Below are 26,124 nucleotides of genomic sequence, written 5' to 3'. Positions count from 1 at the left end.
ATCAAATCCGTCCACACGACCTAAGGGAAGAGCCCGGATAACTTACGATGCGTCAACTTCTGCCTGCCCGCTTGTTCACGTTAACTCTTTTTGCCTTCGCTGCCTTGGCTTGTTCCTGGGCTCTTCCGCACGAAGCAAGGGCGCAAACCTTCCAGACGAGTGCGCCGACAGCGATCCTGATGGACGCTGACAGTCATGCGGTTCTCTTTGAGAAGAGCGCAGACGACCTGATGGCGCCAGCTAGTATGGCCAAGACCATGACGGCGGAAGTGGTCTTCAACGAAATAACGAGCGGGCGCCTGTCCTTCGATAGCACCTTCACGATCTCCGAGAATGCGTGGCGCAAGGGAGGGGGCGGTTCGGGTGGCTCGTCGATGTTCGCCCAGGTCAACAGCACTATCCGCCTTGAAGACCTGCTGCGCGGGCTCATCGTACAATCCGGCAATGATGCCGCCATCGCCATCGCCGAAGGCGTTGGCGGCACGGAGGAGAACTTCGCGAGGCTCATGAACGAACGCGCCCGACAGATCGGCCTGACGAAATCCACCTTCCGCAATTCGACGGGCTATGGGCATCCTGAACAGAAAGTCACTGTCCGGGAACTTGCAAAGCTCGCCATCCACATTATCGAAACCTACCCCGATCTCTATAAGATTTTCGGGGAACGAGAATTTACCTGGAACAAGATTCGCCAGCAGAATCGCAATCCACTGCTGGCAATGGATATTGGCGCAGATGGCTTGAAGACCGGAAACATTGACGAGTCCGGCTATGGCCTCATTGGATCCGCTGTGCAGAACGGGCAGCGACTGGTGGTGGTTGTCAATGGCCTCAAGACCGCCAAGGACCGGGCCAACGAGTCCCGAAAGCTCCTCGACTGGGGCTTCAGGGCCTTTGAATCAGAGCAGCTCTTCGCTGCAGGGCAGGTGGTCGGCGAAGCTCAGGTCTTCGGCGGCAGCAAGCGCTCCCTACCGCTTGTATCCAGGAAGCCTGTTCGTGTACTGGTGCCTCGTGGGGACGGCGAGCGGGTGACGGCTCGCATCATCTACACGGGTCCGCTCAAGGCCCCGATTCAGAAGGGGGCCGAAGTAGCCCGGCTTCAGGTCAACCGTGGTGAGATGCAGGCGCTCGAGATGCCGCTTTATGCCAGTGAAGATATTCAGGAAGGCACTCTGAGCCAACGCGCTCTGGACGGCCTTTTGGAATTCAGCACCGGTTGGGTGCGGCGCGCATTTACGAGTGTCATCGAAAGAATTTGATGGCAGGTCAGTTCATTACGTTTGAAGGCGGGGAGGGCGCAGGCAAGTCGACCCAGATCGCTAGACTCAAAGATCGGTTGGAACAGCTCGGTCACGCGGTCCTCGTGACGCGGGAGCCTGGCGGCTCACCTCTGGCGGAGGAAATCCGCTCCTTCATCCTGGCCGGGCATGCCAAGCCGCTGGGGCCCTTTGCTGAGGCTCTGATGTTCGCCGCTGCCCGGATCGACCATCTCGACAAAACGATCAAGCCCGCACTCAAGAACGGCACTACCGTGCTCTGCGACCGCTTTGCGGATTCGACACGCGCCTATCAGGGCTCCTCAGGAGCGATCGCCCCTTCGGTCATCGACGACCTGGAACGGGTGGCGCTTGCAGGCACGAAGCCAGATCTGACTTTTATTCTCGATCTTCCTGCCGAGATTGGTCTTGCTCGGGCTGGCGAGCGGCAGGCTCTAAAGGGCGAGGGGGCAGATCGGTTCGAGGATGAGGGGCTCGCCTTCCATCAAAGCCTGCGCCGGGCCTATCTCGCCATTGCGAAGTCCGCTCCTCACCGCTGTGCTGTGATCAATGCTGATCAGTCGCCCGATGAGGTTGAGGCGGCCATTTGGGCAACTTTGCGGGAGCGCTTGCCTGAACTGACCGAGCGCTCCGAGAGGCCTCTCGATGTCGCGTGACAATCAAGATGTCATCGAGCCAGATCAGTTCGACGGGGCTCCGCACCCGCGAGATCAGTTTGCCTTCTTCGGCCACAGGGACGGCGAGGGGGCTTTTCTGGAAGGCCTGCGCGGCGGACGGCTTCACCACGCGTGGCTGATCGGCGGCCCTCCGGGGATCGGCAAGGCAACCCTGGCCTATCGGGTCGCCCGCACCGTTCTCGCCCCTATGAAGGCCGGTGACCGGTCCATCGACAACCTGCAGGTCTCCCCGGAATCGGCCGTGGCCCGGCAGGTCTCAGCTCTGTCCCATCCTAATCTCTCGGTGCTCCGGCGAACTCCTGCGACGGACAAGAAGGCGGCTTCGACAACCATTCCTGTTGACGCTGTCCGCAAGGCACTGAACATGTTCGGCTCGACCGCAGCTGATGGGGGCTATCGGGTCTGCATCGTGGACAGCGCCGAGGACCTGACGATTTCGAGCGCCAATGCTCTCCTCAAGGTGATCGAGGAGCCGCCACCACGTTCCCTGTTCCTCATCGTTAGCCACGCGCCTCAACGTGTGCTGCCGACCATACGCTCCCGATGCCGTCGTCTGCTCCTGCGGCCGCTGGAGGCAGATCACATCAGGGCCGCCATTCATTCACTAGGGGAGCCCTGGAACGGCGTTTCGGAAGAGCTTCTCGACCAGGCTCTGCCTTACGGCGAAGGTTCGGTCCGGCGCACCCTTGAGCTTCTGGACGATGAAAAAGTCTCCTTCATTGAGCTGGTTACGCGGCTCCTTGAAGGTCTACCAAGGGCTGATACCAAGCAGATCTATGCCTTGGCCGAGACGCTCGCGAGGCGCGATGCTGACGACAGCTATGAGCTGACGCTGGAGACCGTCGAGCGCTGGATTTCCGGCAAACTGCACGAATGGGCGAGCTTGGGCCCGGCACGCCTTGCGCCTTTGGTGGAGGTGTGTGAGAAGATCGCCCGGACGGCCCGCGAAATCGACGTGTTCAACCTCGACCGCCGGCCTTTCATCCTCATGCTGTTCGACGATCTGGCTGACGCGGTTCGGCGAACGGCCTAAGCTCGCGTTGGGCACTGCGTTCGAGATTTCAGAGTTTTAAGGATCCGCCATGGCCGACAAGCAGAAATTCTACATCACCACGGCTATCTCGTATCCGAATGGCGCGCCGCATATCGGCCATGCCTACGAAGTCGTCGCTTCGGATGCGATTGCCCGTTTCAAGCGCATCGACGGCTATGATGTGTTCTTCATGACCGGCACCGATGAGCACGGCCTCAAGATCCAGCAGACGGCGGACCGCAACGGCACGACGCCGAAGGCATTCGTGGATGAGATGGCCACGAAGTTCCGTGCCATGGCGGACCGGCTGGATTGCTCCTACGACCGATTCATCCGGACAACGGATGCGGACCATCTGCCGTCCACGCACGAACTTTGGCGCCGGATGCAAGACAGGGGGGATATCTATCTCTCCAAGTATTCTGGCTGGTATTCGGTTCGCGACGAGGCCTATTACGACGAAAGCGAACTGACCAAGCAGCCGGACGGCAGCTGGCGTGCGCCGACTGGCACGCCGGTCGAGTGGATCGAGGAGGAGAGCTATTTCTTCCGCCTCTCTGCCTACCAGAATCGTCTGCTCGAGCATTATGCGGCGAACCCGGATTTCATCAGCCCCGAGACGCGCCGCAACGAGATCACCAGCTTCGTCCGCTCTGGCTTGCAGGATCTCTCGATTAGCCGCACGACCTTCAACTGGGGCCTGCCGGTTCCGAACGATCCTAAGCATGTCATGTATGTGTGGATCGACGCGCTCAACAACTACGTGACCGGCTGCGGTTTCCCAGACGAGAACAACCCGCGCTGGCACTACTGGCCGGCCGATGTTCACATCATCGGCAAGGACATCGTTCGTTTCCACACGGTTTATTGGCCAGCCTTCCTCATGTCGGCGGGCCTGCCTCTGCCCAAGCGCGTGTTCGGCCATGGCTTCCTGCTCAACAAGGGCGAGAAGATGTCGAAGTCGGTCGGCAACGTGGTCGATCCGTTCGTTCTGGCCGACACCTACGGCGTCGATCAGATCCGCTACTTCTTCATGCGCGAAGTGCCCTTCGGCCAGGACGGCAACTACTCGCATGAGGCCATTGTGAACCGCATCAATGCGGATCTGGCGAACGACCTCGGTAACTTGGCGCAGCGCTCGCTTTCTATGATTGCTAAGAACTGCGGCGCTGCTGTGCCGCAGCCCGGCGCGTTCACGCAGGCCGATCAGGACATTCTGTGGCTGGCGGACGCGCTGCCCGGGAAGGCGCGGGCGGCCATGGAGGACTTCGCGGTCCATACCACGCTTGCCGAGATCTGGGCTGTGGTGGCGGAAGCCAACCGATATTTCGCCTCTCAGGAGCCCTGGGTATTGCGCAAGAGCGATCCTGCCCGCATGAACACGGTGCTTTATGTGACGGCCGAGGTTCTGCGCGCTGTCGGCATTCTGGCGCAACCGTTCGTGCCGACAGCGGCAGCCAAGCTTCTGGATCTGCTGGCGGTTGCTCCTGAGAACCGCGTTCTGACGGCTGTGGGCCCTGATCACCGTCTGGCAGCGGGGACGGCCCTTCCGCAACCTGCGCCGATTTTCCCGCGTTATATCGAGGCGGAGGCATCCTAACGCTTCCGCTTCGAGAGGTCCTTTTGGGCCTTCAGCGGAAGCAGGCGATGTTTAGGACCTTCATGTTCGCGACCGGGATCGAAAACAGCATCCCGACCATCAACAACGGCCGCACCCGCATCGACCAAATGGAAAAGTGCGGTCATTACAGGTACTGGCAGACCGATTTCGATCTGCTGGAGGACCTCGATGTTCAAGTCCTTCGGTATGGCCCTCCACTGCATACGACCTTTCTCGGGCCGGGCCATTACGATTGGTCCTTTGCCGATGTAACTTTCTGCGAACTCGAGCGCCGCAACATCATTCCCATCGTCGACCTGTGCCATTTCGGCGTTCCGGACTGGATCGGAAACTTCCAAAATCCGGATTTTCCCGAACTTTTCGCCACTTACGCCGCAGCCTTCGCTCACCGCTTTCCCTGGGTTCAGCTCTATACCCCGATCAACGAGATGTTCATCTGTGCCCAGTTCTCCGCGGCTTACGGCTGGTGGAACGAGCAGATGCGCAGCGATCGCGCGTTCGTCACGGCTCTCAAGCACCTTGTGAAGGCGAATGTTCTCGCGATGGAGCGGATCCTCAAGGTCCGCCCGGACTCACTCTTCGTCCAGAGCGAGTCCTCGGAATATTTTCACGCGGAGAACCCTAAAGCCATCAAGCCTGCCGAGATCATGAACGCCCGGCGGTTCCTCTCGCTCGATCTGAACTATGGCCGCCGAGTGGACTCGGAGATGTACGAGTTCCTGATGGATGGCGGCATGACCCGGGAGGAATACCATTTCTTCCTCAACCGATCATCCCTGCGTCACCACTGCATCATGGGAAACGATTACTACGTTACCAACGAGCATCGCGTTCGAGCGGATGGTTCGACCGCCGCCGCAGGCGATGTTTTCGGCTATGATGAGATTACGCGGCAGTACTACGACCGCTACAAACTCCCCGTCATGCACACCGAAACGAACTTGATGGAAGGTCCGAAAGGTGAAGAGGCCGTCGATTGGCTCTGGAAACAATGGGCCAATGTTCTCCTGGTGCGAAACACGGGTGTCCCGATTGTTGGCTTCACCTGGTATTCGCTGACAGACCAGATGGATTGGGATGTGGCTCTTCGTGAGGAGAACAACCGTCCCACTCCCGTGGGCCTCTATGACCTTGATCGCAACATCCGTCCCGTGGGGCGTTGCTACAAGCATCTGATCAAGGACTGGTGCCATGTGCTGCCTGCCCAAAGCGTGTGCCTGACGGTTCCTGTCGTGCGGCCTCAGGAGGTGAGAGAGGCGCACGTCGTACGGAACCAGGAAAGGCTTCGCAGGATGCGGCATACGGAGGTCCGAGAGGATGAAGAACCTGTCGCCACTGCCAAGAACGTCCGTCGCTAGACGAACTGGCCAATCCGATCTATGCAGCCCCAAAGAGTTAACGGCCTCGGAGGAGGGCGCTTTCACCGATGTTGGTCGACAGCCATTGCCATCTGGATTTCCCCGATCTTCAGGCCCGCCTTCCCGACATTCTGGCGGCCGCCGAAGCCGCCGGGATTGGCCGGATGGTCACGATCTCGACCCATGTGGCGCGCTTTGAGACCTATCAGGCCCTCGCCGAGGCGCATAACAATGTCTTCTTCACGGTAGGAACCCATCCCCACAATGCGGCTGAGGAGCCGGATGTGCCAGCAGAGCGTCTGGCCGAGCTCTCAGCCCATCCGCGCTGTATCGCCATTGGCGAGGCGGGCTTGGATTACCATTACGACAAGAGCCCTCGGGATGTGCAGCGGAAAGTCTTTCGCACTCATATCGAGGCCGCACGCGAAACTGGCCTTCCGCTCGTTATTCATGCCCGCAACGCCGACGAGGACATGATCGAGATCTTGTCGGATGAAATGAGGCGAGGGCGGTTCAGTGCAGTGCTCCACTGCTTCTCCTCGGGTGAAAAGCTCGCTCAGGTCGGCGTCGAACTGGGACTCTACGTCTCCTTTTCGGGCATCCTGACTTTCAAGAATTCGGAAGAGATCCGCCGGATCGCGGCTGCCACGCCGCGTGACCGCCTCCTGGTGGAGACAGACGCGCCATACCTCGCTCCCGTACCGTTCAGAGGCAAGACCAATGAGCCGGCTTATGTGGCGCACACGGCCCATGTTCTGGCTGACGTTATCGGCGTGACCGACAGTGACACTGCCCGGATCACGACCGACAACTTCTATCGTCTGTTTTCCAAGGCCACGCAGGTCGATATGGTTCGGGAGCAGGCGCACGCATCATGACGCTGAAATTAACCATCTTAGGCTGCGGTTCTTCGGCAGGGGTGCCGCGCGTTGGCGTCGGTTGGGGCGCATGCGATCCAAAGAACACCAGGAATCGCCGTCGTCGCTGTTCGGTTCTTGTCGAGAAGACGACGGCTGGCGCTGCAACGAGCGTTCTGGTGGATACGACACCGGATCTCCGTGATCAGCTGTTGAGCGTCGACGTCAAGCGTCTGGATGCAGTTCTGTACACACATGAGCACGCCGATCATATTCACGGCATCGATGATCTGCGTCCGCTGGCGATCGTCATGCATAAGCGGATCCCCGTTTATGCCGATCGGATGACCGGAGAGTTGCTACAGATCCGGTTTGGATACTGCTTCGAGACGCCGGCCGGAAGCGGCTATCCGCCAATCCTGGAAATGCGTCACCTGAAGCCGGGTGTCATGACCGCCATATCGGGGCCGGGCGGTCCGGTTGAGGCCATGCCGTTCAGAATGATTCATGGCGACATCGAAGCTCTGGGCTTCAGGTTCGGCAACGTGGCCTATGCCCCCGACGTCAGCCACATGCCCGAGGAGAGCTTTGGCTATCTCGCAGGTCTCGAGGTCCTGATCATTGACGCTTTGCGCTACACACCGCACCCCACGCATTTCTCTGTTGCCGAAGCGCTGGAGCTGGTCGCGAAGGTCAGGCCGAAGCGTGCCATCCTGACGAACCTGCATACGGATCTGGACTACGAGACCCTGCGTAGCGAACTGCCTCCGCAGGTCGAGCCGGCTTATGACGGCCTGCAGATCGAAGTCGATTAGGTTGCAGAAGCCGATCTTTGGACGGTGTCCCCCATATTGAGCTTGCTGCTGCGGTCGCGCCGCAGAATATACCAGCATAGACCCAAGAGCGCGGCGAGCGTCAGACCGGCGATCGAGAGGGAGCCGGGACGCCCGGCAATAATAGCCTCCGCCGCGTGCGAGCCGTACAAGGTCTCCAGCCGGAATGTTTCTACCAAACCAAAAAGACCTGTGACGAGAGTAAGCCCATACAGGGTGAGCCGCTCATTCTCCTTCGCCAGACGGAGGAGATCGGGCACGAGGAGGGCGAACCCAATTCCGTAGATCGGCAGGTCGTAGTCATAAGCATAGGGGCTGATCAGGAGGGACGCGATCGCCGTTAAACCGAGCACCTGCCGGAGCTGCATCCGGTGATAAACGGCATAAACAATCATAGCGAGCGAGATAGCTACGACCAGGAGCTGCGCTCCAAAGGCCGCAGTGGCTGGCAGGCCAAGAGTGTAAAGGGCCGCATAAATCGAGACCATTCGGAACAATGGGTACATTCCATGCTCCAAATAAACTCGGGCCTCCTTCGCACCGGCCAGCACGGCAGCCCAAATATCCATTCCGAACAGGATCGTCGCGAGAATGGATGTTGCTATGACGACTGACCCGGCTAGAGCAGCCATGCCCCAGCGTCGCGAAAGCAATGTGTAGGTGGCGAAAGCGATGGCAAGATGAGGCTTGATCACCATCAGTCCCAGCGTCAGACCAGCAAGCCTTCGATTGCTTTGAAGGCCAAGACAGGTCAGGCCGATCAGTGTTCCTGTAAGAAATCCATTCTGTCCGCAGGCAATCGTGATGGCGATAGCTGGAAAAAGAACGATCAGAGTCAGAGGAAGGTGCTCACCTGCAATCCGTCTCAGGGTTGCCAGATAGGCTACAAGGGTTACCGCCGTGAAAAGGCCGTAGGCCAGTCCGCGCGGGAGAAAGGCCAGCGGCGCGATGATCAGGTCGAATTGCGGCGGATAGGTCCAGGGCATGAAGGATTCAGTCCCGGAGGCCGCTCTCTGAGCCTCAAGCATGGTGGCGAAATGATAGGCCTGCTCGATTTCGCCACGCCAGACCATCTGGGCGACGATGTGAAAGACATCGAAATCGACCAAAGGGCGAGGATCGGCACCTTGGGTTAGATTGGAAATCCAAACCATCTTGATCAGGAGCAGGACGGCTAAGGCAAGCCCAATGACCTGAATGTATCTTTCGCCTTTTGTGGAGGATGCCCGTGTCGCTTCAATAAATTGGAAAGTCATTTAGAGTGTCTGGCGTCCAAGAGGGTACAGGCACGTGCAATCCATGCCGAGTGCCATACACGATCAGACGGGGTTCGAATTCAACTCGGCCATCCGGTCTAGGCTGGAAAGGCGCCTGAGACGACCTTTGTGACGCCAAACCACGGCCTGACCCTATAGATTTTGGTTCCATAATATATCTTATGCGAATTGTGCACTTGAGGACACAGTCGAATTGCCGTAGCTCCGAGCCCCTGATGCGGCCCTTCCCTCAATCTCTTATGAAACTGCTTCAGCCTCTGCGGCTTCGTCGATGGCTGACCAGGTATGAGTGATCTTGGCAACGGTGCCTAGCATGACCGAGGCCGAGCAGTATTTCTCCTTGGAGAGTTCAATGGCGCGCTCGACCTTTGCCGGTGCCAGATTGCGGCCCTTAACGCGGTAATCGACATGAATCGCGGTGAAGACCTTGGGATCCGCCTCTGCTCGCTCAGCTGAAACCTCGACCTCGCAGTCACTGACCTGTTCACGGCCCTTGCGCAGGATTTGGACTACATCGAAGGCTGTGCAACCACCCAAGCCGATCAGCAGCATTTCCATGGGGCGAATTCCGAGATTACGCCCGCCATATTCCGGCGCTCCATCCATCACCACGGCATGTCCGCTGCCAGATTCCCCGACAAACATCATGCCATCGACCCATTTGATCCGCGCTTTCATGTCATTTCTCCAAGTGGCTGAAATTCTTTGATCATCTTTTATCCTGATTCCCCACTGGAATCGGGCTATGAAGCGCCATCGCGAGCAAGGAAATCTACAATGAAGCCTTCTTCTGATATCGCACGGCTCTTGGAGATCATGGCGGCCCTGCGTACGCCCGGGACAGGTTGTCCCTGGGACCTAGAGCAGGACTTCTCATCTATCGCGCCCTACACGCTCGAAGAAGCCTATGAGGTCGTGGATGCCATCGAGCGTGGCGATCTGGCCGATCTTAAGGATGAGCTGGGCGATCTGCTGCTTCAGGTCGTGTTCCACGCCCGCATGGCCGAAGAAAAAGGCATCTTCGCTTTCCCAGACGTGGTTGAGGCCATCACCCGCAAGCTGATCCGCCGCCACCCCCATGTGTTCGGCGAAACCAAGGATCTGGCCCCAGAACAGGTGAAAGTGCTCTGGGACGAGATCAAACGAGCCGAAAAGGCGGAACGCCGACAGGTTCGAGAGAAGATGGGATTGCCGCTGGAGGCCCGAGAAGCCGGCTTTCTCGGAGGAATTCCAACTGCCCTGCCCGCATTGACCCGCGCTCAAAAACTGACGAACAAGGCTGCGAAGGTTGGCTTCGATTGGCCACATCCAGCGCAGGTTATCGACAAAATTCATGAGGAGTTGGAGGAGGTTAAAGAAGCATCCTCAACCGGCAAGAGAGAGCGCATTGAGGATGAAATCGGCGATCTTCTTTTCTCTGTCGCCAACCTCGCGCGCCACTTCGGGATCGATCCAGAAACGGCACTGAGGCGCACGAATGGGAAGTTCGAGCGGCGCTTCGGAGCCATCGAGGAGGCGCTCCAGAACCAAGGACGCGGCTTGCGTGACGCCTCGCTGGAGGAGATGGAAGAACTCTGGGTCCGGGCAAAGCTTACCGAACGAGAATCCTAAATCACCCTGGCATTCGGGAAGCGGTTCAGGAAACGGGGCTCCTTGCCTGCAACTAGGCGCACTTGGAGGAGGGTATGGCCATTCTCCATCGTCTTGCGCTCCAGAATTTCCGTGTTCTCATGGAGCCAGGCCAAGCCCTGTCCATCCTCGGGAGCCACATCGACCTCATAGGCTTTCCTCCCCATAGCAAGGTGCTGCTCGATTGTTTCGAGAAGTTCGTGCACACCCTCCCCGGTCAGCGCCGAAATCAGAATTGGCCGTCGCTCCACACCAGTGCGTTGAGAGGCGGTTGCCAAGCGCTCGCGGTCCTCAGGCGAGAGCAGGTCAGCCTTGTTCCAGACCTCGATGATCCTCCGTGTGTCATCAGGGTCAATACCAAGCTCGCGCAGGACCACGGCCACATCCCCTGCCTGGGCTTCCGTCTCGCCGTGAGAGACGTCCCTGACGTGCAGCAGAACATCCGCCTCGACCACGTCCTCAAGCGTCGCCCGGAAGGCGGCCACCAACATGGTTGGCAGGTCAGAGATAAAGCCGACGGTATCGGACAGGATCGCCTTTTCACCGTGTGGGAGATCGATTGCGCGCGTCGTCGGATCAAGGGTGGCGAACAGCATGTTTTCTGCCAGCACTTCGGCTCGTGTCATGCGATTGAAAAGGGTCGACTTGCCAGCGTTGGTGTAGCCCACGAGAGCCACGATCGGGTAAGGCACCCTCCTCCGACTCGCTCGATGCAGCGACCGGGTTTTGACAACGCCTTCGAGATCCCGCTCGATCCGGTTCATCCGCTCCTGGATCAGCCGCCGGTCTGCCTCGATCTGCGTTTCGCCGGGGCCTCCGAGGAAGCCGAAGCCTCCGCGCTGACGCTCAAGATGGGTCCAGGACCGAACCAGGCGGCCCTTTTGGTAAGACAGGTGCGCCAGCTCGACTTGAAGAGTGCCCTCTTTGGTGCGGGCGCGTCGTCCGAATATCTCGAGGATCAAGCCGGTTCTGTCGATGACCTTGGCGCCCCAGGCCTTTTCAAGGTTGCGCTGCTGCACGGGGCTCAACGCACAATCCATGACCACAAGGCCGATCTCCTCGGCCCGGATCAGGGCGGCGAATTCGTCCACCTTGCCGCTGCCGATATAGGTGGCTGGTCGCGGTGACGAGAGTGGAGCGATCAAGGATTGAACAACGGATAGGTCAATCGCCAATGCAAGCCCGGAAGCCTCGTCCAGCCGCGCTTCAGGCGGACGAGGATTGGACGACTCGCCTTCGGCTTCGCCCGTACCTGGCCGGCGTTTGCGGGTCAGATAAGGGCCGACCACGAGCGTCTTGGTGCCGGCAGCGACCTCTTTTTCAGGCTCGGCCAGTTCTGCGAGACGGTGTTCCCCCGGAGTGCGCGGTTCAGCCACCTCAAGCCTTTTCGCCAGCCTCGTCGATCTGGTCGAACAATTGGACGGGCTGTCCAGGCATGATGGTGGAAATGGCGTTTTTGTAAACCAGCTGGGAATGACCGTCCCTGCGCAGGAGAACGCAGAAATTGTCGAACCAGGTAACGACGCCCTGAAGTTTTACGCCGTTCACAAGGAATATCGTCAGGGGAATCTTCTGCTTCCGGACGTAATTGAGAAAGGTGTCCTGCAGATTTTGCGCGCGATCGCCCGCCATTGAAGTTGCCTCGCCAGCCCATCACCGCCGGTCTTGGCTATTGGGCCGCTTGTATATGGTTGTCCGCTATCGTGCGGTCGTTAACCGGCATGCATATTACAGGGCGAAGTTGACCATTCGGCAAGAGGGCCTCGGCCGTTCTACCCCCTTAGAAGCATATTTTCCCGTGGATGAGGGTATGCGAAGGGTTAAGCTTGTTTCTCCGCAGCCCTCTCGCAAAAGTGAAGACAGCCTTTAGCCGCCAATACCAAGCGATTTCAGCTTCCGGTGAAGAGCCGAGCGCTCCATCCCAATAAACTCTGCAGTTCGGGAGATGTTGCCGCTGAAGCGGGCGATCTGCGCCAAGAGATACTCCCTCTCAAAGATCTCGCGCGCCTCTCTCAGGGGCAGGCTCATGAGCTTCTCGCCCCCTGCTCCACCCGGTGTCGTCGGCACAAGGGTCCCGATCTCCGATGGTAGCATGTCAGCTGTAATCTCTGCCTCCGGATCTCCAGAGCTGAGGATCATCAGTCGCTCAACATTGTTGCGGAGCTGACGAACATTGCCCGGCCAGTCATGAGACTGCAGAACGGCCATGGCATCCTCCGCGATACGGCGCTTCGGCAGGCCCGTGGTGGAGGAAATTTGGTCCATGAAGAATTCGATCAACTCCGGCACATCCTCGCGCCTTTCTGCCAGCGACGGCACTCGAATCGGAATAACGCCAAGACGATGGAAGAGGTCTTCTCTGAAATTTCCGGCTGCAATTTCAGAGGGTAGGTCGCGGCTAGACGAGGAAATAATACGAACATCCACATGAACGCGGGTCGTACCACCCACACGCTGGAAATTCTGATCCACAAGAACACGCAGGATTCGATTCTGCGTTTCCCGCGGCATATCCGCAATTTCATCAATATAGAGTGTGCCGCCGTGCGCTTCCTCAAGGGCGCCGACACGACGTCCTCCACTCTCCCCGCCTTCGGTTCCGAAGAGTTCGGCTTCCATCGTTTCAGGTGTGATGGTTGCGGCCGTCATCGCCACAAAGGGGCCAGTGGCTCGGGTGGACATGCTGTGAAGGGTCCGGGCCGTCAACTCCTTGCCGGAGCCTGGGGCACCGGTAATCAGAATGCGCGCATTGGTCGGCGCAGCTCGCTCTACCGCCTGCCGCAGCTGATTGATGACGATCGATTTGCCGGCAATGCGGTTCGCTTGAACCGAGCGGGATCGTAGATCACGCACTTCTCGTTTCAGACGAGATGCTTCAAGAGCGCGCTCCGCGACGAGAACCAGGCGATCCGCCTTGAACGGCTTCTCAATGAAATCGTAGGCCCCGGCCTTGATGGCGGAAACTGCCGTTTCGATGTTGCCATGCCCTGAGATCATCACGACGGGCAAGTCGGGATGTTGCGCCTTGATGATCTCCAGCACCTGGAGGCCATCGAGACGACTGCCCTGCAGCCAAATATCGAGAAAAACGAGGTGCGGACGTCGCGCCTCGATAGCCGCCAAGGCCTCGTCCGAGGTCCCTGCCGTACGTGTGCGATGGCCCTCATCTTCGAGGATGCCGGCCACAAGCTCACGAATGTCGACTTCGTCGTCGACGACGAGAATATCAGCGCTCATAGGCTTGCTCTGCGATTTTCGTTGCGATCCGAGGTGGCAGAGACCTCTTCAGCAACCTGCTTCGTCTTTGGGATCCACATCCGAACCTGTCCGCCCCGTCCTGTGGGATTATCGACAAGGTCCATGCCTCCCCCATGGTCTTCCAAAATTTTCGCGACGATCGGGAGGCCCAATCCGGTACCACCGTCACGGGTCGTCATATACGGCTCCAGCAGTCTTTGACGCCCCTCGACCGGGAAGCCTTTCCCATTATCGGTCACGGCAAGGATCAGGTAATCGGGATGCGTGTCATCCAGCGTTACCGTGATTTGTGGCTGGCCACGCTCATCCTCGGGAACAGCGGCGATCGCCTCGGTCGCATTCTTGACGATGTTCGTGACCGCCTGCGAGATGAGACGTCGGTCGAAGGGCGCAACTACCGGCGCAGGAGGGAACTGATCAACGAATTCAATCTCGGGATGCGCGATCCGCATCATAAAGACTACTTGGCGAATGGTCTCGGCCAGATCCTCTTGCCCGATAGTGGGCTTTGGCATGCGCGCAAAGGATGAGAATTCATCGACCATACGCTTGATATCATCAACTTGCCGCACGATCGTATCGGTACACTGGTCGAACACCTCGCGATCCGTGGTGATGATTTTACCGTATTTCCTGCGGATGCGCTCGGCCGAGAGCTGGATCGGGGTCAATGGATTTTTGATCTCGTGCGCGATGCGCCTTGCCACATCAGCCCAAGCGGACGTGCGCTGCGCAACGACAAGATCCGTAATATCATCAAGCGTGATCACGAGATCGCGCTTACCATTGCGCGTCTGCTCGCTGGTCACGCGCACGTTGATGGTCCGCTCCTTCCCTTTCCGGGAAATCTGGATCTGCTCCTGCATCAGGCGCTGGCGTCCCTGGATCATCTCCAGAAGGAGTTTGGTCACTTCCGGCAACACCTCAGTGATCGGGCGGCCAACCAATTCTTCTCGGGATGTCTGGAGCACAGCCTCCGTGGAGGGGTTCACGATCGTGATCAGGCCTCGTGCGTTGATGCCGATAACCCCCGCTGACACACCTGCCAAGACGGCCTCTGTAAAGCGTCGCCTACGGTCAATCACTTCGCTTGCGGCCGTCAGACCATCATGCTGACGGCGCAACTCCGAGGTCATCTTGTTGAAGGTCTCGCCCAGGTGGCCGAGATCACCCTCGCCGCGTTTGACAGGAACCTGAACATAGAAATTGCCGGTCGCCACCTGGTCTGTCGCATGGATCAGCCGCCGGATGGGTGCGACGAGACGGTTTGCGAAATTCAATCCGAACCAGATGGCCGAGAGAAGCACGATGAGTGCAATGAGGGTGAACATGGAGGCGAAGGCAATCTGGATCCCTGCCTTCTTCTGGTCGAGAGCCTCATACAAAGCGACACCAGCTTCTGCAACAGGCGGGAACTCGATGGCACGGGGATCGACCTCTCGTGCGATATAGAGGATGCGCCCACCATGAGCCTCGAGCTTCAGAACAGAACGGAAGATATTGCCGTTTCTCGGAAACAGGCAGAGGGCTTCCTGATTGCTCGCCTCCTGAAGATCCTCCGGTGTTGCGTCAGGAACGCCTTCGAGCTTCTTGGCCTCTATCTTTTCGACAACCGTACCGTTGGGCTCCAGGATCATGGCCAGCGGAAAGCCGAGGAAGACAGCACGGGAATTCATGAACTCCCGGAACAGCTTGCGATCCGCATCATAGAGAACCTTGGCACGATTGAGATCGGCGGCCATCAGCTGTGTCTCACGGGCCAGCGTTCTGCACTGCACCTCCCGATAGGAACGCGCGATCTCGACCGTGTTGAGCATCAGCTCCTTGAGCGAGCCGGTAAACCAGGGATCTAGGCCTCGCTCCAGTGTCACTGTTGCGACGCCAGCGACAAGGATCGCCGGCAGGACGGCAACAAGGCTGAAGAGGCCGACGATCCTGACATGTAGGCCAGCCGCAGCCGCTCCGGCGCGATGTTCCCGTATCAGTTTCCTGGCCTGCCAAGCAACGATGCCGAGAAGCAGGAGAATCAGAATGCCGTTCAGAATAAAGAGCCAGACAACGACATTGTGCGTCGGCAGAATGGGCGTCGCGCCGGCAAGCACCAGGAACGTCGTGAGGGCCGATCCCAGGGCCGCGAGAACGGCAACATAGCCTAGCCAGCCTAGGCCGCCCTGGGCCTGTTCGGCCCCTTGGCGCTGTTCATTTAAGGTCTGGTCGGTCAAGACGTGAGGCCCCACAAAACCGAGCGCCTTCGGTGCAGCACCCTTTGGAGGGTGATGCACCAACACAACACTGTGGTCAAATTATTACAGCTGTCCGCTCAGGAGCGATTCGTCCGAACCACCATGAGCTCCAGGTCACGCACCTTCTTACGCAAGGTGTTGCGGTTGACCCCAAGTAGCTCGGCAGCCCGTATCTGATTGCCTCGGGTCGCCGCCAATGCTGCCCCGATCAGGGGGCCTTCGATCTCTCGCAGGATCCGGTGATAGAGGCCTGGGGGCGGCAAGCTATCCCGGAACCCGGAGAAATACTCCGCCAAGTGCCGCTCGACAGCCTCGGAAAGCCCCTCGGAATTCTGCTGCGCCTGACCAGCTGGCTTGCCCGCCGGTTGAGGAGGCAGGAGAGGTTGAGAATCGAGTTCGGCATCGATGATGGCTCCAGTGATCGTGTCCTGCGGATAGAGGGCCGCCAGACGCCGAACAAGATTCTCCAGTTCACGGACGTTTCCTGGCCAACGGTAGCGTTTCAGGCGGTCCATGGCCTCAACGTCGAGCTGCTTGTGCGAGAGCCCCTCCTTTTCCACCAGCATGAAGAAATGGCGGGCGAGGTCGGGAATGTCTTCCACCCTTTCGCGCAGAGGCGGCAAGCGCAACGGGACGACGTTAAGACGAAAATAAAGATCTTCCCGGAAGAGCCCCTGTTGGATAAGTACCCGTAGATCCTTGTTGGTTGCGGCAACGATACGGACATTGGTCTTGATTGGCACTCGGCCGCCGACGGTCGTGTACTCGCCCTGCTGGAGAACCCGGAGAAGACGGGTCTGCGCCTCCATAGGCATATCGCCGATTTCATCCAGGAACAGTGTGCCGCCCTCAGCTTGCTCGAACCGGCCGGTATTGCGAGAGGTAGCTCCCGTAAAAGCGCCCTTCTCGTGTCCGAAGAGCTCGGACTCGATCAGCTCGCGCGGAATAGCCGCCATATTCACTGCGACGAAGGGTCCCTGGCGGCGTTTGCCGTAATCATGCAGCGCCTTGGCAACGAGTTCCTTGCCGGTACCGGACTCACCCGTGATCATCACCGTGAGATCCGTGGGCATCAACCGCGCCAGGGCGCGATAGATTTCCTGCATGGCGTGGGAGCGTCCGACCAGAGGAATGTCCTCATTCTCGACGGGGCTCACGCTTGAAATCGCCGTCCGGGGCCGAGAAAGTGCACGCCCGACGACAGCGACGAGCTCCTTGAGATCAAACGGCTTAGGCAGATACTCGTAAGCCCCCCTCTCAGAAGCCTTGATCGCCGTCATGAACGTGTTCTGTGCACTCATGACGATGATCGGAAGTTCCGGTCGCAGCTTCTTGATCCGCGGCAGAAGATCGAACGCATTCTCATCAGGCATCATCACGTCGGTGATGACGATGTCCCCTTCCCCTTGCGCCACCCAACGCCAGAGTGTGGCCGCGTTGCTGGTCGACCGAACCTCATATCCGGCCCTCGACAAAGCTTGGTTCAAAACAGTTCTGATGGCAGCATCATCATCGGCGAGAAGAATCTGTCCGCTGGGCATGTCTTAGCCTCACATATCAGCATCAGCGCCGGGGCTGGCGCGATGCATCGGCAAAAGGATTCGGAAAGTCGTCCGCCTGGGCGCAGGCTCGCACTCGATGATGCCGCCATGGTCGCCGACGATCTTCGCGACAAGGGCAAGTCCTAAGCCGCTGCCCTGAACCTTTGTGGTGACAAAGGGATCGAAGAGATCGCTCATCAACTCCGGCGGAATGCCTGGACCGTTGTCGCTGACACTCAACTCGATAGGCAGGCTCACACGCTCCTGAGAGCCCGGAACTTGGAGCCGTACCCCGGTACGGAACGCTGTCGACAGAGTGATCTCCCCGTCAGTCGCATCGATGCCAATCGCTTCAGCTGCATTCTTGACAAGGTTCAGAATGACTTGAACGAGCTGATCTCTGTTGCCAAGGACCGGCGGCAGAGAAGGATCGTAGTTCTCGACGAAGCGGATGTGACGTGCGAAGCCGGATTGAGCCAAGCGCTTCACATGATCCAGAACACCGTGGATGTTGACGGGACCGCGTTCAACTGGGCGCTCTTCGCCGAAAAGCTCCATCCGCTCGACGAGCTTCACAATTCGATCTGTCTCATCGCAGATCAATCGCGTGAGGAGCCGATCGTCCTCATCGGCCGACTGCTCGAGAAGTTGGGCCGCTCCGCGAATTCCTGAGAGCGGGTTCTTGATTTCATGCGCGAGGAGTGCGCCAAGTGCCGTGATTGATCTGGCTGCGCCACGGTGGGTGAGCTGCCGGTTCATCTTATCGGCGATGGTGCGCTCCTGGAGCATCACCACCACGTTGTCGCTGTCATCTCCGAGCGGGGTTGCGAAAACATCGACAATGCGCTCGGGCCCTAATCGTGGGCTGCCGATGTCAATACGGTGTTCGCTGACGCTGGCCCCTCTCTGACGAACATCCTCTACGAGAGCCATGACCGGAGAGCCGAAGGGCAAGAAGTCGGAGAGCTTCTGACGCTGCATCATGCGCAGGCTCATCTCGAAGAAAGCCTCGGCCGCCGCATTGGCATGGACGATCCTTTGTTCCTCGCCGATGGTCAGAACCGGCAGCGGCAAGGCATTCACAATGAGATCATTGATGGCTACCGTCATGCCGCCTCCTTCTCCTGCTGGGTATAAAGGGAGCGCAACAGCGATGTGACGATGTTGGGATCGTCCGATGTGACCAGCCCCATCCTGACGTGTTGAGGCACGTGAAAACCTGCTTCGACGGCTGCTTCCGCATAAGCCGCGAGATGCTTGCGGGCATGGCGGACGCCAACGTGCACCCCGTAGAGCGAGAGCAGCCCCTCATAATGCTCCAGGGCCAGATCGGTCTTTTCCTCGGGAGATGGCTCGACGATGGTTCGCCCTTGGAGAGCAGCACCTATCTGGCCAACGATCCAAGGCTTGCCTACGGCCGAGCGGCCAATCATGACAGCGCTGGCGTTCGATGACACCAAGCTTTTATGGGCATCGTCAAGGCAGCCGATATCGCCATTGGCAATCACCGGAATGCCGACTGCCTGCGCTACGGGAGCGATGGCCTTCCAATCGGCATGCCCTTTATAGAATTGCTGCCGGGTCCGGCCGTGTACCGTCACAGCCTTCACGCCAAGAGCCTCGGCTCTCCGGGCAAGCTCGGGGGCATTCAAAGCTGTGTGATCCCACCCCAGGCGCATTTTCACAGTCACCGAGACCGAGGTTGCCTGGACTGTCGCCTCGATAAGGCGGCATGCATGATCGAGATCGCGCATCAGGGCAGAGCCGGAGTAGCCTCCAATCACCCTCTTGGCTGGGCATCCCATGTTGATGTCGATGATCCGGGCCCCTGCCCCCTCGGCGACGCGTGCGCCCTCCGCCATCCAATGCGGCTCACATCCCGCCAACTGAACCACATGGGGCTCAATTCCAGCCCCGTCAGCCCGAATCTGCGCCTCTTCTGAACCCTGAACGAGTTCATCCGAGGCAACCATTTCAGAGACGACAAGACCCGCCCCCAAGCGCCTAGCTATGCGCCTGAAGACCACATCCGTCACACCGGAAAGAGGCGCAAGAACCGCTGGCGTCCCAACTTGGATGGGGCCGACCTGAAAATCATCGCCTATTTTTTGATCAAGTTTCATTGTGCCTATTTACTAGCCAATCCTGTGGCGGACGCAAGTCCCAACGGAGGATTTGCCTTATTTTCAAGTCACGCTTAGGAGAGCGGATGCTGTGGAGAGTCCACTTAGATGTCAGTCGCCGCCTTAATCGTTGCAGCAGGACGTGGATCGAGAGCCGGAGAGGGAATCCCCAAACAGTACCGCCTCCTCGGTGGGAAGCCCGTCCTGACACGAACTCTAGAGGCCTTTGTTGGCCAACAGAGGATCAAGAAGGCGCTTGTTGTGATCCACCCGGATGATCAGCACCTCTATCAAGAATGCGTTACTGCACTTCCCGCCGGGTATGCTGACCTGCTGCTACCCGTGGCCTATGGCGGTGAAACGCGGCAGGATTCCGTACGGAATGGGCTGGAAGCCCTATCGGGGCTAGCTCCACGCCATGTTCTTATTCATGATGCTGCGCGTCCTTTCGTAGATGTCTCTCTGATCGACCGTACGCTTGGAGCCGTCCTGATATGGGGGGCTGTCGTGCCGGGAATCGCCGTCACCGATACGATCAAAGTTATTGGCCCTCAGGGTGAAGTTGTATCAACACCGGATCGCGCAAGCTTGAGAGCCGTACAAACCCCTCAGGCCTTTGATTTTGCGCCTCTGCTCACAGCCCATCGGAAAGCCGCCTCAGACGGCTTTAGAAACTTCACGGATGATGGTGCCTTGGCCGAATGGGCCGGACTTCCGGTGCATGTCTTTCCAGGGGATATTGGCAATGTCAAACTCACCCACACTACGGATTTTGCTGAAGCCGAGAGGCGCTTGAAAGGCTCAACGATGACCTATGTGACCCGACTTGGAACAGGGTTCGATGTTCATGCCTTTGGCGACGGCGACCATGTCTGGCTTGGCGGGATCAAGATACCCCATGACCGCGGTGTCGTGGCGCATTCTGATGGCGATGTCATTCTCCATGCTCTGACAGATGCCCTGCTGGGTGCCCTTGCTGACGGTGATATCGGCACGCACTTTCCGCCGAGTGACCCGCAATGGCGGAGCGCATCGTCTGATCGGTTCCTCGCTCATGCAGCGGGTCTGGTAAGGAACCGAGGGGGGGTGATCGACCACCTCGACGCAACTCTCCTCTGTGAGAAGCCACGTCTTGGCCCCTACCGAGAAGCCATGCGCAAACGCATTGCCGAGATCTGTAGCCTTCGGCTCGATCAAGTCTCTCTGAAAGCTACAACGACGGAGAAGCTAGGTTTCACCGGCCGAGGCGAAGGCATTGCCGCGCAAGCCGCTGCAACGATCCGCTTGCCCGAGGCGTCTCATGAATCCTGACCTGAAGCAGCGCGCAGCGGCGCTTCTCAAGGCTTACGAGCAGAAGAGCCTCAAGATCGCTACGGCAGAATCCTGCACCGGCGGACTTGTCGCTGCCTTGCTCACCGAGATCGCGGGATCCTCTGCTGTCGTGGAGCGAGGATTCGTAACTTACTCCAATGAAGCGAAAATAGAACTGATTGGCGTTCCAGCCGATCTCGTTGCCGCTCATGGAGCTGTCAGTGAGCCTGTTGCCAAGGCCATGGCCGAAGGAGCGCTTGCCAATTCCCGTGCCGATGTGGCTGTGGGAATCACAGGGATTGCGGGCCCGAGCGGAGGAACCGCGACGAAGCCCGTTGGCCTCGTGCATTTCGGATTGGCGCGGAAAGGCGCCCCCACGATTCATCTGGAGCGTCGCTACGGCGATCTGGGGCGGGAGGCGGTGCGGCACAGCGCTGTTGAGGATGCCTTGGCTCTCTTTGAAAAAGCGCTCACGGATTGATGCTTCATGCCGTCAAGTCGCGAGAGCGCCGCGCGCACCGTAGACGGTGTCTGCGCGCTGCTCAAAGGCCTCGGTGAACTTGCGGAACGCTTTGTCGAAGACGCTGCCCATGAGGATGCCGAGCGCGAAGCTCTTGAATTCGTAGTTGATGTAGAACTCCACCTCGCAGCCCACAGGAGCATCGCGGAAAGTCCAGCGGTTCTCGAGATACTTGAACGGTCCATCCACGTATTCGACTTCGATTCGCAGGCGCGGCTCGTCGAGGGTCACGCGGGTGGTAAAACTCTCCTTTATCGCCTTGTAGCCGACGCTCATGGCGGCGACGAGCGTTTCCACGCCCTCCCCACTCTGCACGCGACGGATGATGCGCAGACCCTCGCAGAGAGGCAGGAACTCGGGGTAGCGCTCTACGTCCGCGACAAGTGCGAACATCTGGGCCGGCTTGTGCTTGACGGTTCGCGTCATGCGAAAGGTCGGCATTCAGGCGGCCTCCTTGGCGAGAGTGAGAGCGGCCTCCAGGGCCGGAATTCCAGAATGTGAACGCAGCACGAAGGCCCGTTGGTCGGGCCGAAGGCGCTCGAGCATGCGGGCAGTCTTGGGACGCATCTTCTTGGGATAAGACCAGATCCAACGCATGAAGGAGAAGTCGAAGCGCTCCGGACCGGCAGAGCCGAGATCAGAACGCACCTGCCCGTAGTTTCTCGCCACACGCCACAAGACACCAAGCAAACAGCGCCAGCGTGGCAGATCGAGCCAAACGATGGCCGTGGCGCGGGGTACGCGGATGTCGAAGGTGCTGGCGTAATTGCCGTCCATGACCCAGGCGGGCCGATCAGCGAGAGCCCTGACGCATTCGCGCCATTCGGGCCGTGGCGGCATGGTCCAGCCCGGACCGAAATATTCCCGGTCAAGGTGGATCAGCGGCAGGTTGAGCCGCTCACTGAGGCGCCGCGCCAGGGTGCTCTTGCCCGCACCCGGGCTGCCAATGACGAGAATGCGCTGCATGCCCCATCCGAAGTCTCAGCGCATCGTGCGGAAAAGTGGCCCCGGTTTTCCACGCGAACGATGCGCTCAATAAAGAAAAAAGCATCGAATTGGATCCCAAAAGTGCAAATTCACTCTTGGGCCCGATGCTCTAGCCGAGCTTGGCGAGACGGGCCGCCTTGAGCTTGGCAAAGTCCTCTCCCGCATGATGCGAGGAGCGCGTCAGCGGGGTCGAGGAGACGAGGAGGAAACCCTTGGCATAGGCGGTGGTTTCATAGGCCTTGAATTCGGACGGCTCCACGAAGCGGATCACCGGGTGGTGCTTCTTCGTCGGCTGGAGGTATTGGCCGATGGTCATGAAATCCACATCCGCAGAGCGCAGGTCGTCCATGAGCTGGAGAACCTCGTTCCGCTCCTCGCCGAGGCCGACCATGATGCCGGACTTGGTGAAGATGGTGGGATCCATCTCCTTCACCTGCTGCAGCAGGCGGATGGAGTGGAAATAGCGCGCACCGGGGCGAACCTTCAGGTACTTCGACGGCACGGTTTCGAGATTGTGGTTGAACACGTCGGGCTTGGCCGCGACGACGACCTCGAGCGCACCGGGCTTGCGCAGGAAGTCGGGCGTCAGGATCTCGATGGTGGTCTTCGGGCTGCGGGCCCGGATGGCGGCGATCACGTCCGCGAAATGCTGCGCGCCTCCATCGGCCAGATCGTCACGGTCGACCGAGGTGATGACCACGTGCTCGAGGCCGAGCTTCTCGACCGCCGTCGCCACGCCCTCGGGCTCATTCGGGTCGAGGGCTTGCGGCAGGCCCGTCTTCACGTTGCAGAAGGCGCAGGCGCGGGTGCAGGTATCGCCCATGATCATGAAGGTGGCGTGCTTCTTTTCCCAGCACTCGCCGATATTGGGGCAGCCGGCCTCCTCGCAGACGGTGACGAGCTTGTTCTCGCGCACGATCTTGTTGGTCTCGGCCCATTTGGGCGAGCCCGGAGCCTTCACGCGGATCCATTCGGGTTTTCGGCTCTGAACAGGCTGGTCCGGCCGGTGCGCCTTTTCCGGGTGGCGGGGGCGGTTATCCTTGTTCAGAAGATCGAGAACGACGGCCATGAAGCTAAACCTTTGGAGCGAAGGGACCCTGCCCTTCCGGTTGCGCCTGATTTAAGGGTTTTGCCGCCCTTTCGCAAATGCTCAGATTCCAAGGCTCCTCCCCCAAAACAGCATGGCAGGTGCTAAATTGCTCCCGGTCGTCATCCCGGGCCTGTTCCGGGGATCCACGTCTTCAACCCACCGTAAGACGCGGATGGCCGGGACTGATCCCCGGAACATGTCCGGGGATGGCCATGACGAAGAGAATGTCAGGAAGGATACTCCCTTTCTGTGCCTCAATCCGTGGTCACTGCCGTCTCGATATCGGACGGGTCGATCTGCCGGTTGAGGCCGGCATTGAGCTTCTCGCGGTCGAGCTCGCCCTCCCACCAGGCGACGATGACGGCAGCCACGCCGTTGCCGGTGATGTTGGTGAGCGCCCTCACCTCGCTCATGAACTTGTCAATGCCGAGAATGATGGCCATGCCGGGCACCAGCGCCGGGTTCACGACGGCCAGCGTCGCAGCCAGCGTGACGAAGCCCGCGCCCGTCACACCGGTTGCTCCCTTTGAGGTGAGCAGCGCCACGAGGAGAATCGTGAGCTGTTGGCTGAAAGTGAGATCGATGCCGAGAGCCTGCGCGATGAACAGGGTCGCGAGTGTCATATAGATGTTGGTGCCGTCGAGATTGAAGGAATAGCCCGTGGGCACCACGAGGCCCACGACGGACTTGGAGCAGCCCAGCCGCTCCAGCTTCTCCATGAGCTGCGGCAGCGCGCTCTCGGAGGAGCTGGTGCCGAGCACGATCAGCAGCTCGTCCTTGATGTAGCCGAGGAACTTGAAGATCGAGAAACCGGCGATCCGGGCGATCAAACCCAGCACGACGAATACGAACAGAGCCGCCGTGGCGTAGAAGGTGGCGATCAGCCCGAAGAGACTTCCGAGCGCGGAAGGACCATAGCGGCCGATCGTGTAGGCCATGGCGCCGAAGGCGCCGATGGGCGCGGCCTTCATGACGATGGCGATCACGCCGAACATGGCATGGGCCACGTCGTCGATGGTGCTGCGCAGCGTCGCGCCGCGATCACCCAGCACGAGCAGCGCGAAGCCGAACAGGATGGCGAACAAGAGCACCTGGAGAATGTCGCCCGCTGCGAAAGCGCCCACCACGCTGTCGGGAATGATATGGAGCACGAAATCCACCGGCTTCTGCTCGGCGGCCTGCTTGGCGTAACCCGCCACCGCCGCCGGATCCGGCGTACCCGAGAAGCCGGCACCCGGCTTCACGATGTTGCCGATGAGAAGGCCGATGATGAGCGCGAAGGTGGACACCACCTCGAAATAAACCAGCGCCTTGATGCCGACACGGCCCACCTTCTTCGCGTCCTGGATATGGGCGATGCCCGACACGACGGTGCAGAAGATGATGGGCGCAATGACCATCTTGATGAGCTTGATGAAGCCGTCGCCCATCGCCTTGACCCAGTCGTTCTTGGCAATGTCCGGCGCGAGCCAGCCAAGAAGCGCGCCGAGGAAGATGGCGATCAGCACCTGGATGTAGAGCTGCTTGTACCAGGGCTTGCGGGTGCGGAGGGGAGCCGCGGCGCGATCGGCAGTGGCAGGAATGGACGTCATGGCAAGGGCCTATGTGAAATGGATCAGGACCGGCTCTTTCTCGAAGGCCAAGCCTGTCGGGGTGGCGCGTCTGCCTTTAGTTCCGACCCGTCAAACGCGCCCAGCAACCTTTTCTATTTTTAAAACGCCTGAATCCCCGCAAAAGTCCCCGTCAGACAGGTACGGATGGGGAGCTTACCCTGCGCCTGTGGCGTCATCCCGGGGCTGCGGAGCAGAACCAGGGAGCGCAGGACGAGAATGGCGCCCGATCCCGGCCCTTCGCCGTGCTGGCAATGTCTCCCTCTCGTCATCCCCGTCCGCGGACTTGATCCGGGGATTGTTCCGGGGATCCACGCCTTTGCTGCGTTTCGGCGCGCAAGACGTGGATGGCCGGGAGGATCCTCGGATCAAGTCCGAGGACGGCCACGACGGCTGGGGTATAATCAGCATTCTCACTGGCCGACGTCCGTCTTCATGCCCTCCCCTCCGCGAAACAGGGCCTCGATACTTCTGCGCCGTTCGGCCCAGCGCGCCCGATACTCGGGCATGTCGTCCAGCACCGCATCGGCGAAGAACTTGCGCCGCTCGAAATAGCACGGCGGGCCATAGCCGCCCTGGCAGCGCTCTGCCTGACGGCAGGCGCGCTTGCGGCAGGTGGTGGGCACCTGGAGGACATCCGCGAGGCGCCGCAGGGCGTCGTCGCAATCGGGAAGCGTGGACAGATAGTGCCGGACTCGGCTCATGAGGCAGCCTCCTATGGCAATGAATGGCTTGGAATGAATTTTGGGAAAACAGCATGCGCCTTCGGGCCCCGGGCCGAAACAGCCGGGAGCCTGGGCAGACAATCGAGGGAGGCGCGAAGGGCGATCCGGCTCGAACTCGTAATGTGATGCTTGGAACCGGACGGCCCCTCGCGCA

24 protein-coding genes are annotated in these 26,124 nt (G+C 59.5%); 10 read left to right on the top strand and 14 right to left on the bottom strand.

Features of this window, described 5'->3' with window-relative positions:
- Positions 1-47: 47 nt before the first annotated feature.
- The 7 genes from AA309_RS15860 (at position 48) to AA309_RS15830 (ending at position 7,638) form a co-directional block, all read left to right on the top strand.
- On the top strand, positions 48-1,259 hold the full coding sequence (locus AA309_RS15860) for a D-alanyl-D-alanine carboxypeptidase family protein (RefSeq protein ID WP_052954758.1): 1,212 nt from the start codon (positions 48-50) through the stop codon (positions 1,257-1,259).
- A complete protein-coding gene (tmk, locus tag AA309_RS15855) occupies positions 1,259-1,933 on the top strand; it encodes a dTMP kinase (protein ID WP_047189999.1) in 675 nt (224 codons plus the stop codon). The genes AA309_RS15860 and tmk overlap by 1 nt, the downstream gene beginning before the upstream one ends.
- Positions 1,923-2,987: a DNA polymerase III subunit delta' gene (locus AA309_RS15850; RefSeq protein WP_047189998.1), complete on the top strand. Its 1,065-nt coding sequence runs from the start codon at positions 1,923-1,925 to the stop codon at positions 2,985-2,987. The genes tmk and AA309_RS15850 overlap by 11 nt, the downstream gene beginning before the upstream one ends.
- Before the next feature lie 49 nt (positions 2,988-3,036).
- A complete protein-coding gene (metG, locus tag AA309_RS15845; RefSeq protein ID WP_047189997.1) occupies positions 3,037-4,587 on the top strand; it encodes a methionine--tRNA ligase in 1,551 nt (516 codons plus the stop codon).
- Between the two features lie 47 nt (positions 4,588-4,634).
- The gene (locus AA309_RS15840; protein ID WP_047190008.1) at positions 4,635-5,966 is read left to right on the top strand and encodes a family 1 glycosylhydrolase; all 1,332 of its coding nucleotides are present in this window, start codon (positions 4,635-4,637) and stop codon (positions 5,964-5,966) included.
- A gap of 68 nt (positions 5,967-6,034) precedes the next feature.
- Positions 6,035-6,844, top strand: coding sequence for a TatD family hydrolase (locus tag AA309_RS15835; RefSeq protein ID WP_047189996.1), 810 nt, complete (start codon positions 6,035-6,037; stop codon positions 6,842-6,844).
- Positions 6,841-7,638 (top strand): MBL fold metallo-hydrolase, encoded by a 798-nt coding sequence (locus AA309_RS15830; RefSeq protein WP_200901996.1) that lies wholly within the window; start codon positions 6,841-6,843, stop codon positions 7,636-7,638. The genes AA309_RS15835 and AA309_RS15830 overlap by 4 nt, the downstream gene beginning before the upstream one ends.
- Here the strand turns inward: AA309_RS15830 and AA309_RS15825 are convergent.
- Complete coding sequence (locus tag AA309_RS15825) at positions 7,635-8,765, bottom strand: glycosyltransferase family 87 protein (RefSeq protein WP_160310476.1); 1,131 nt, start codon at positions 8,763-8,765, stop codon at positions 7,635-7,637. The genes AA309_RS15830 and AA309_RS15825 overlap by 4 nt on opposite strands.
- Before the next feature lie 405 nt (positions 8,766-9,170).
- Positions 9,171-9,611 (bottom strand): OsmC family protein, encoded by a 441-nt coding sequence (locus AA309_RS15820; protein ID WP_047189993.1) that lies wholly within the window; start codon positions 9,609-9,611, stop codon positions 9,171-9,173.
- Positions 9,612-9,710: 99 nt separating this feature from the next.
- On the opposite strand from AA309_RS15820, the gene mazG reads away from it, so the two are divergent.
- On the top strand, positions 9,711-10,544 hold the full coding sequence (gene mazG / locus AA309_RS15815) for a nucleoside triphosphate pyrophosphohydrolase (RefSeq protein ID WP_047189992.1): 834 nt from the start codon (positions 9,711-9,713) through the stop codon (positions 10,542-10,544).
- Here mazG and hflX read toward each other — a convergent pair.
- The 7 genes from hflX to dusB all read right to left on the bottom strand — a co-directional run bounded on the left by hflX (position 10,541) and on the right by dusB (position 19,727).
- Positions 10,541-11,938 carry a GTPase HflX gene (hflX, locus tag AA309_RS15810; RefSeq protein WP_047189991.1) on the bottom strand — a complete coding sequence of 466 codons (1,398 nt, stop codon included), beginning with the start codon at positions 11,936-11,938 and terminating at the stop codon, positions 10,541-10,543. The two genes, mazG and hflX, sit on opposite strands and share 4 nt — an antisense overlap.
- A gap of 1 nt (position 11,939) precedes the next feature.
- Positions 11,940-12,194 (bottom strand): RNA chaperone Hfq, encoded by a 255-nt coding sequence (hfq, locus tag AA309_RS15805; protein ID WP_047189990.1) that lies wholly within the window; start codon positions 12,192-12,194, stop codon positions 11,940-11,942.
- Positions 12,195-12,428: 234 nt separating this feature from the next.
- Positions 12,429-13,799 carry a nitrogen assimilation response regulator NtrX gene (gene ntrX, locus AA309_RS15800; RefSeq protein ID WP_047189989.1) on the bottom strand — a complete coding sequence of 457 codons (1,371 nt, stop codon included), beginning with the start codon at positions 13,797-13,799 and terminating at the stop codon, positions 12,429-12,431.
- Positions 13,796-16,042, bottom strand: coding sequence for a sensor histidine kinase NtrY-like (locus AA309_RS15795; protein WP_047190007.1), 2,247 nt, complete (start codon positions 16,040-16,042; stop codon positions 13,796-13,798). The genes ntrX and AA309_RS15795 overlap by 4 nt, the downstream gene beginning before the upstream one ends.
- A 98-nt stretch (positions 16,043-16,140) precedes the next feature.
- Entirely contained in the window at positions 16,141-17,604 is a 1,464-nt protein-coding gene (ntrC, locus tag AA309_RS15790; RefSeq protein WP_047189988.1) for a nitrogen regulation protein NR(I), read from the bottom strand.
- 9 nt (positions 17,605-17,613) lie between these two features.
- A complete protein-coding gene (locus AA309_RS15785) occupies positions 17,614-18,714 on the bottom strand; it encodes a two-component system sensor histidine kinase NtrB (protein WP_047189987.1) in 1,101 nt (366 codons plus the stop codon).
- Positions 18,711-19,727 carry a tRNA dihydrouridine synthase DusB gene (gene dusB / locus AA309_RS15780; protein ID WP_047189986.1) on the bottom strand — a complete coding sequence of 339 codons (1,017 nt, stop codon included), beginning with the start codon at positions 19,725-19,727 and terminating at the stop codon, positions 18,711-18,713. The genes AA309_RS15785 and dusB overlap by 4 nt, the downstream gene beginning before the upstream one ends.
- A 108-nt stretch (positions 19,728-19,835) precedes the next feature.
- Here dusB and AA309_RS15775 point away from each other — a divergent pair, with 108 nt between their 5' ends.
- Together AA309_RS15775 and AA309_RS15770 are read left to right on the top strand one after the other, a co-directional pair.
- Positions 19,836-21,038, top strand: coding sequence for a bifunctional 2-C-methyl-D-erythritol 4-phosphate cytidylyltransferase/2-C-methyl-D-erythritol 2,4-cyclodiphosphate synthase (locus AA309_RS15775; RefSeq protein WP_047189985.1), 1,203 nt, complete (start codon positions 19,836-19,838; stop codon positions 21,036-21,038).
- Positions 21,028-21,519, top strand: coding sequence for a CinA family protein (locus AA309_RS15770; protein WP_047189984.1), 492 nt, complete (start codon positions 21,028-21,030; stop codon positions 21,517-21,519). The genes AA309_RS15775 and AA309_RS15770 overlap by 11 nt, the downstream gene beginning before the upstream one ends.
- A gap of 12 nt (positions 21,520-21,531) precedes the next feature.
- Here AA309_RS15770 and AA309_RS15765 read toward each other — a convergent pair whose 3' ends face one another.
- The 5 genes from AA309_RS15765 to AA309_RS15745 form a co-directional block, all read right to left on the bottom strand.
- Positions 21,532-21,999 (bottom strand): type II toxin-antitoxin system RatA family toxin, encoded by a 468-nt coding sequence (locus tag AA309_RS15765; protein ID WP_047189983.1) that lies wholly within the window; start codon positions 21,997-21,999, stop codon positions 21,532-21,534.
- Positions 22,000-22,524: a P-loop NTPase family protein gene (locus AA309_RS15760; protein ID WP_047189982.1), complete on the bottom strand. Its 525-nt coding sequence runs from the start codon at positions 22,522-22,524 to the stop codon at positions 22,000-22,002.
- Between the two features lie 130 nt (positions 22,525-22,654).
- Complete coding sequence (lipA, locus tag AA309_RS15755; protein ID WP_047189981.1) at positions 22,655-23,614, bottom strand: lipoyl synthase; 960 nt, start codon at positions 23,612-23,614, stop codon at positions 22,655-22,657.
- 275 nt (positions 23,615-23,889) lie between these two features.
- Positions 23,890-25,227: a dicarboxylate/amino acid:cation symporter gene (locus tag AA309_RS15750; RefSeq protein WP_047189980.1), complete on the bottom strand. Its 1,338-nt coding sequence runs from the start codon at positions 25,225-25,227 to the stop codon at positions 23,890-23,892.
- A 431-nt stretch (positions 25,228-25,658) separates the two neighbouring features.
- Positions 25,659-25,949: a hypothetical protein gene (locus tag AA309_RS15745; protein ID WP_047189979.1), complete on the bottom strand. Its 291-nt coding sequence runs from the start codon at positions 25,947-25,949 to the stop codon at positions 25,659-25,661.
- Between the last annotated feature and the right edge of the window lie 175 nt (positions 25,950-26,124).

It is taken from the genome of Microvirga vignae (genome assembly GCF_001017175.1).
In the GTDB taxonomy this organism is placed as follows: domain Bacteria; phylum Pseudomonadota; class Alphaproteobacteria; order Rhizobiales; family Beijerinckiaceae; genus Microvirga; species Microvirga vignae.
The sequence above is the reverse complement of the archived record's forward strand: the minus strand, read 5'-3'. Positions and strand labels throughout refer to the sequence as shown.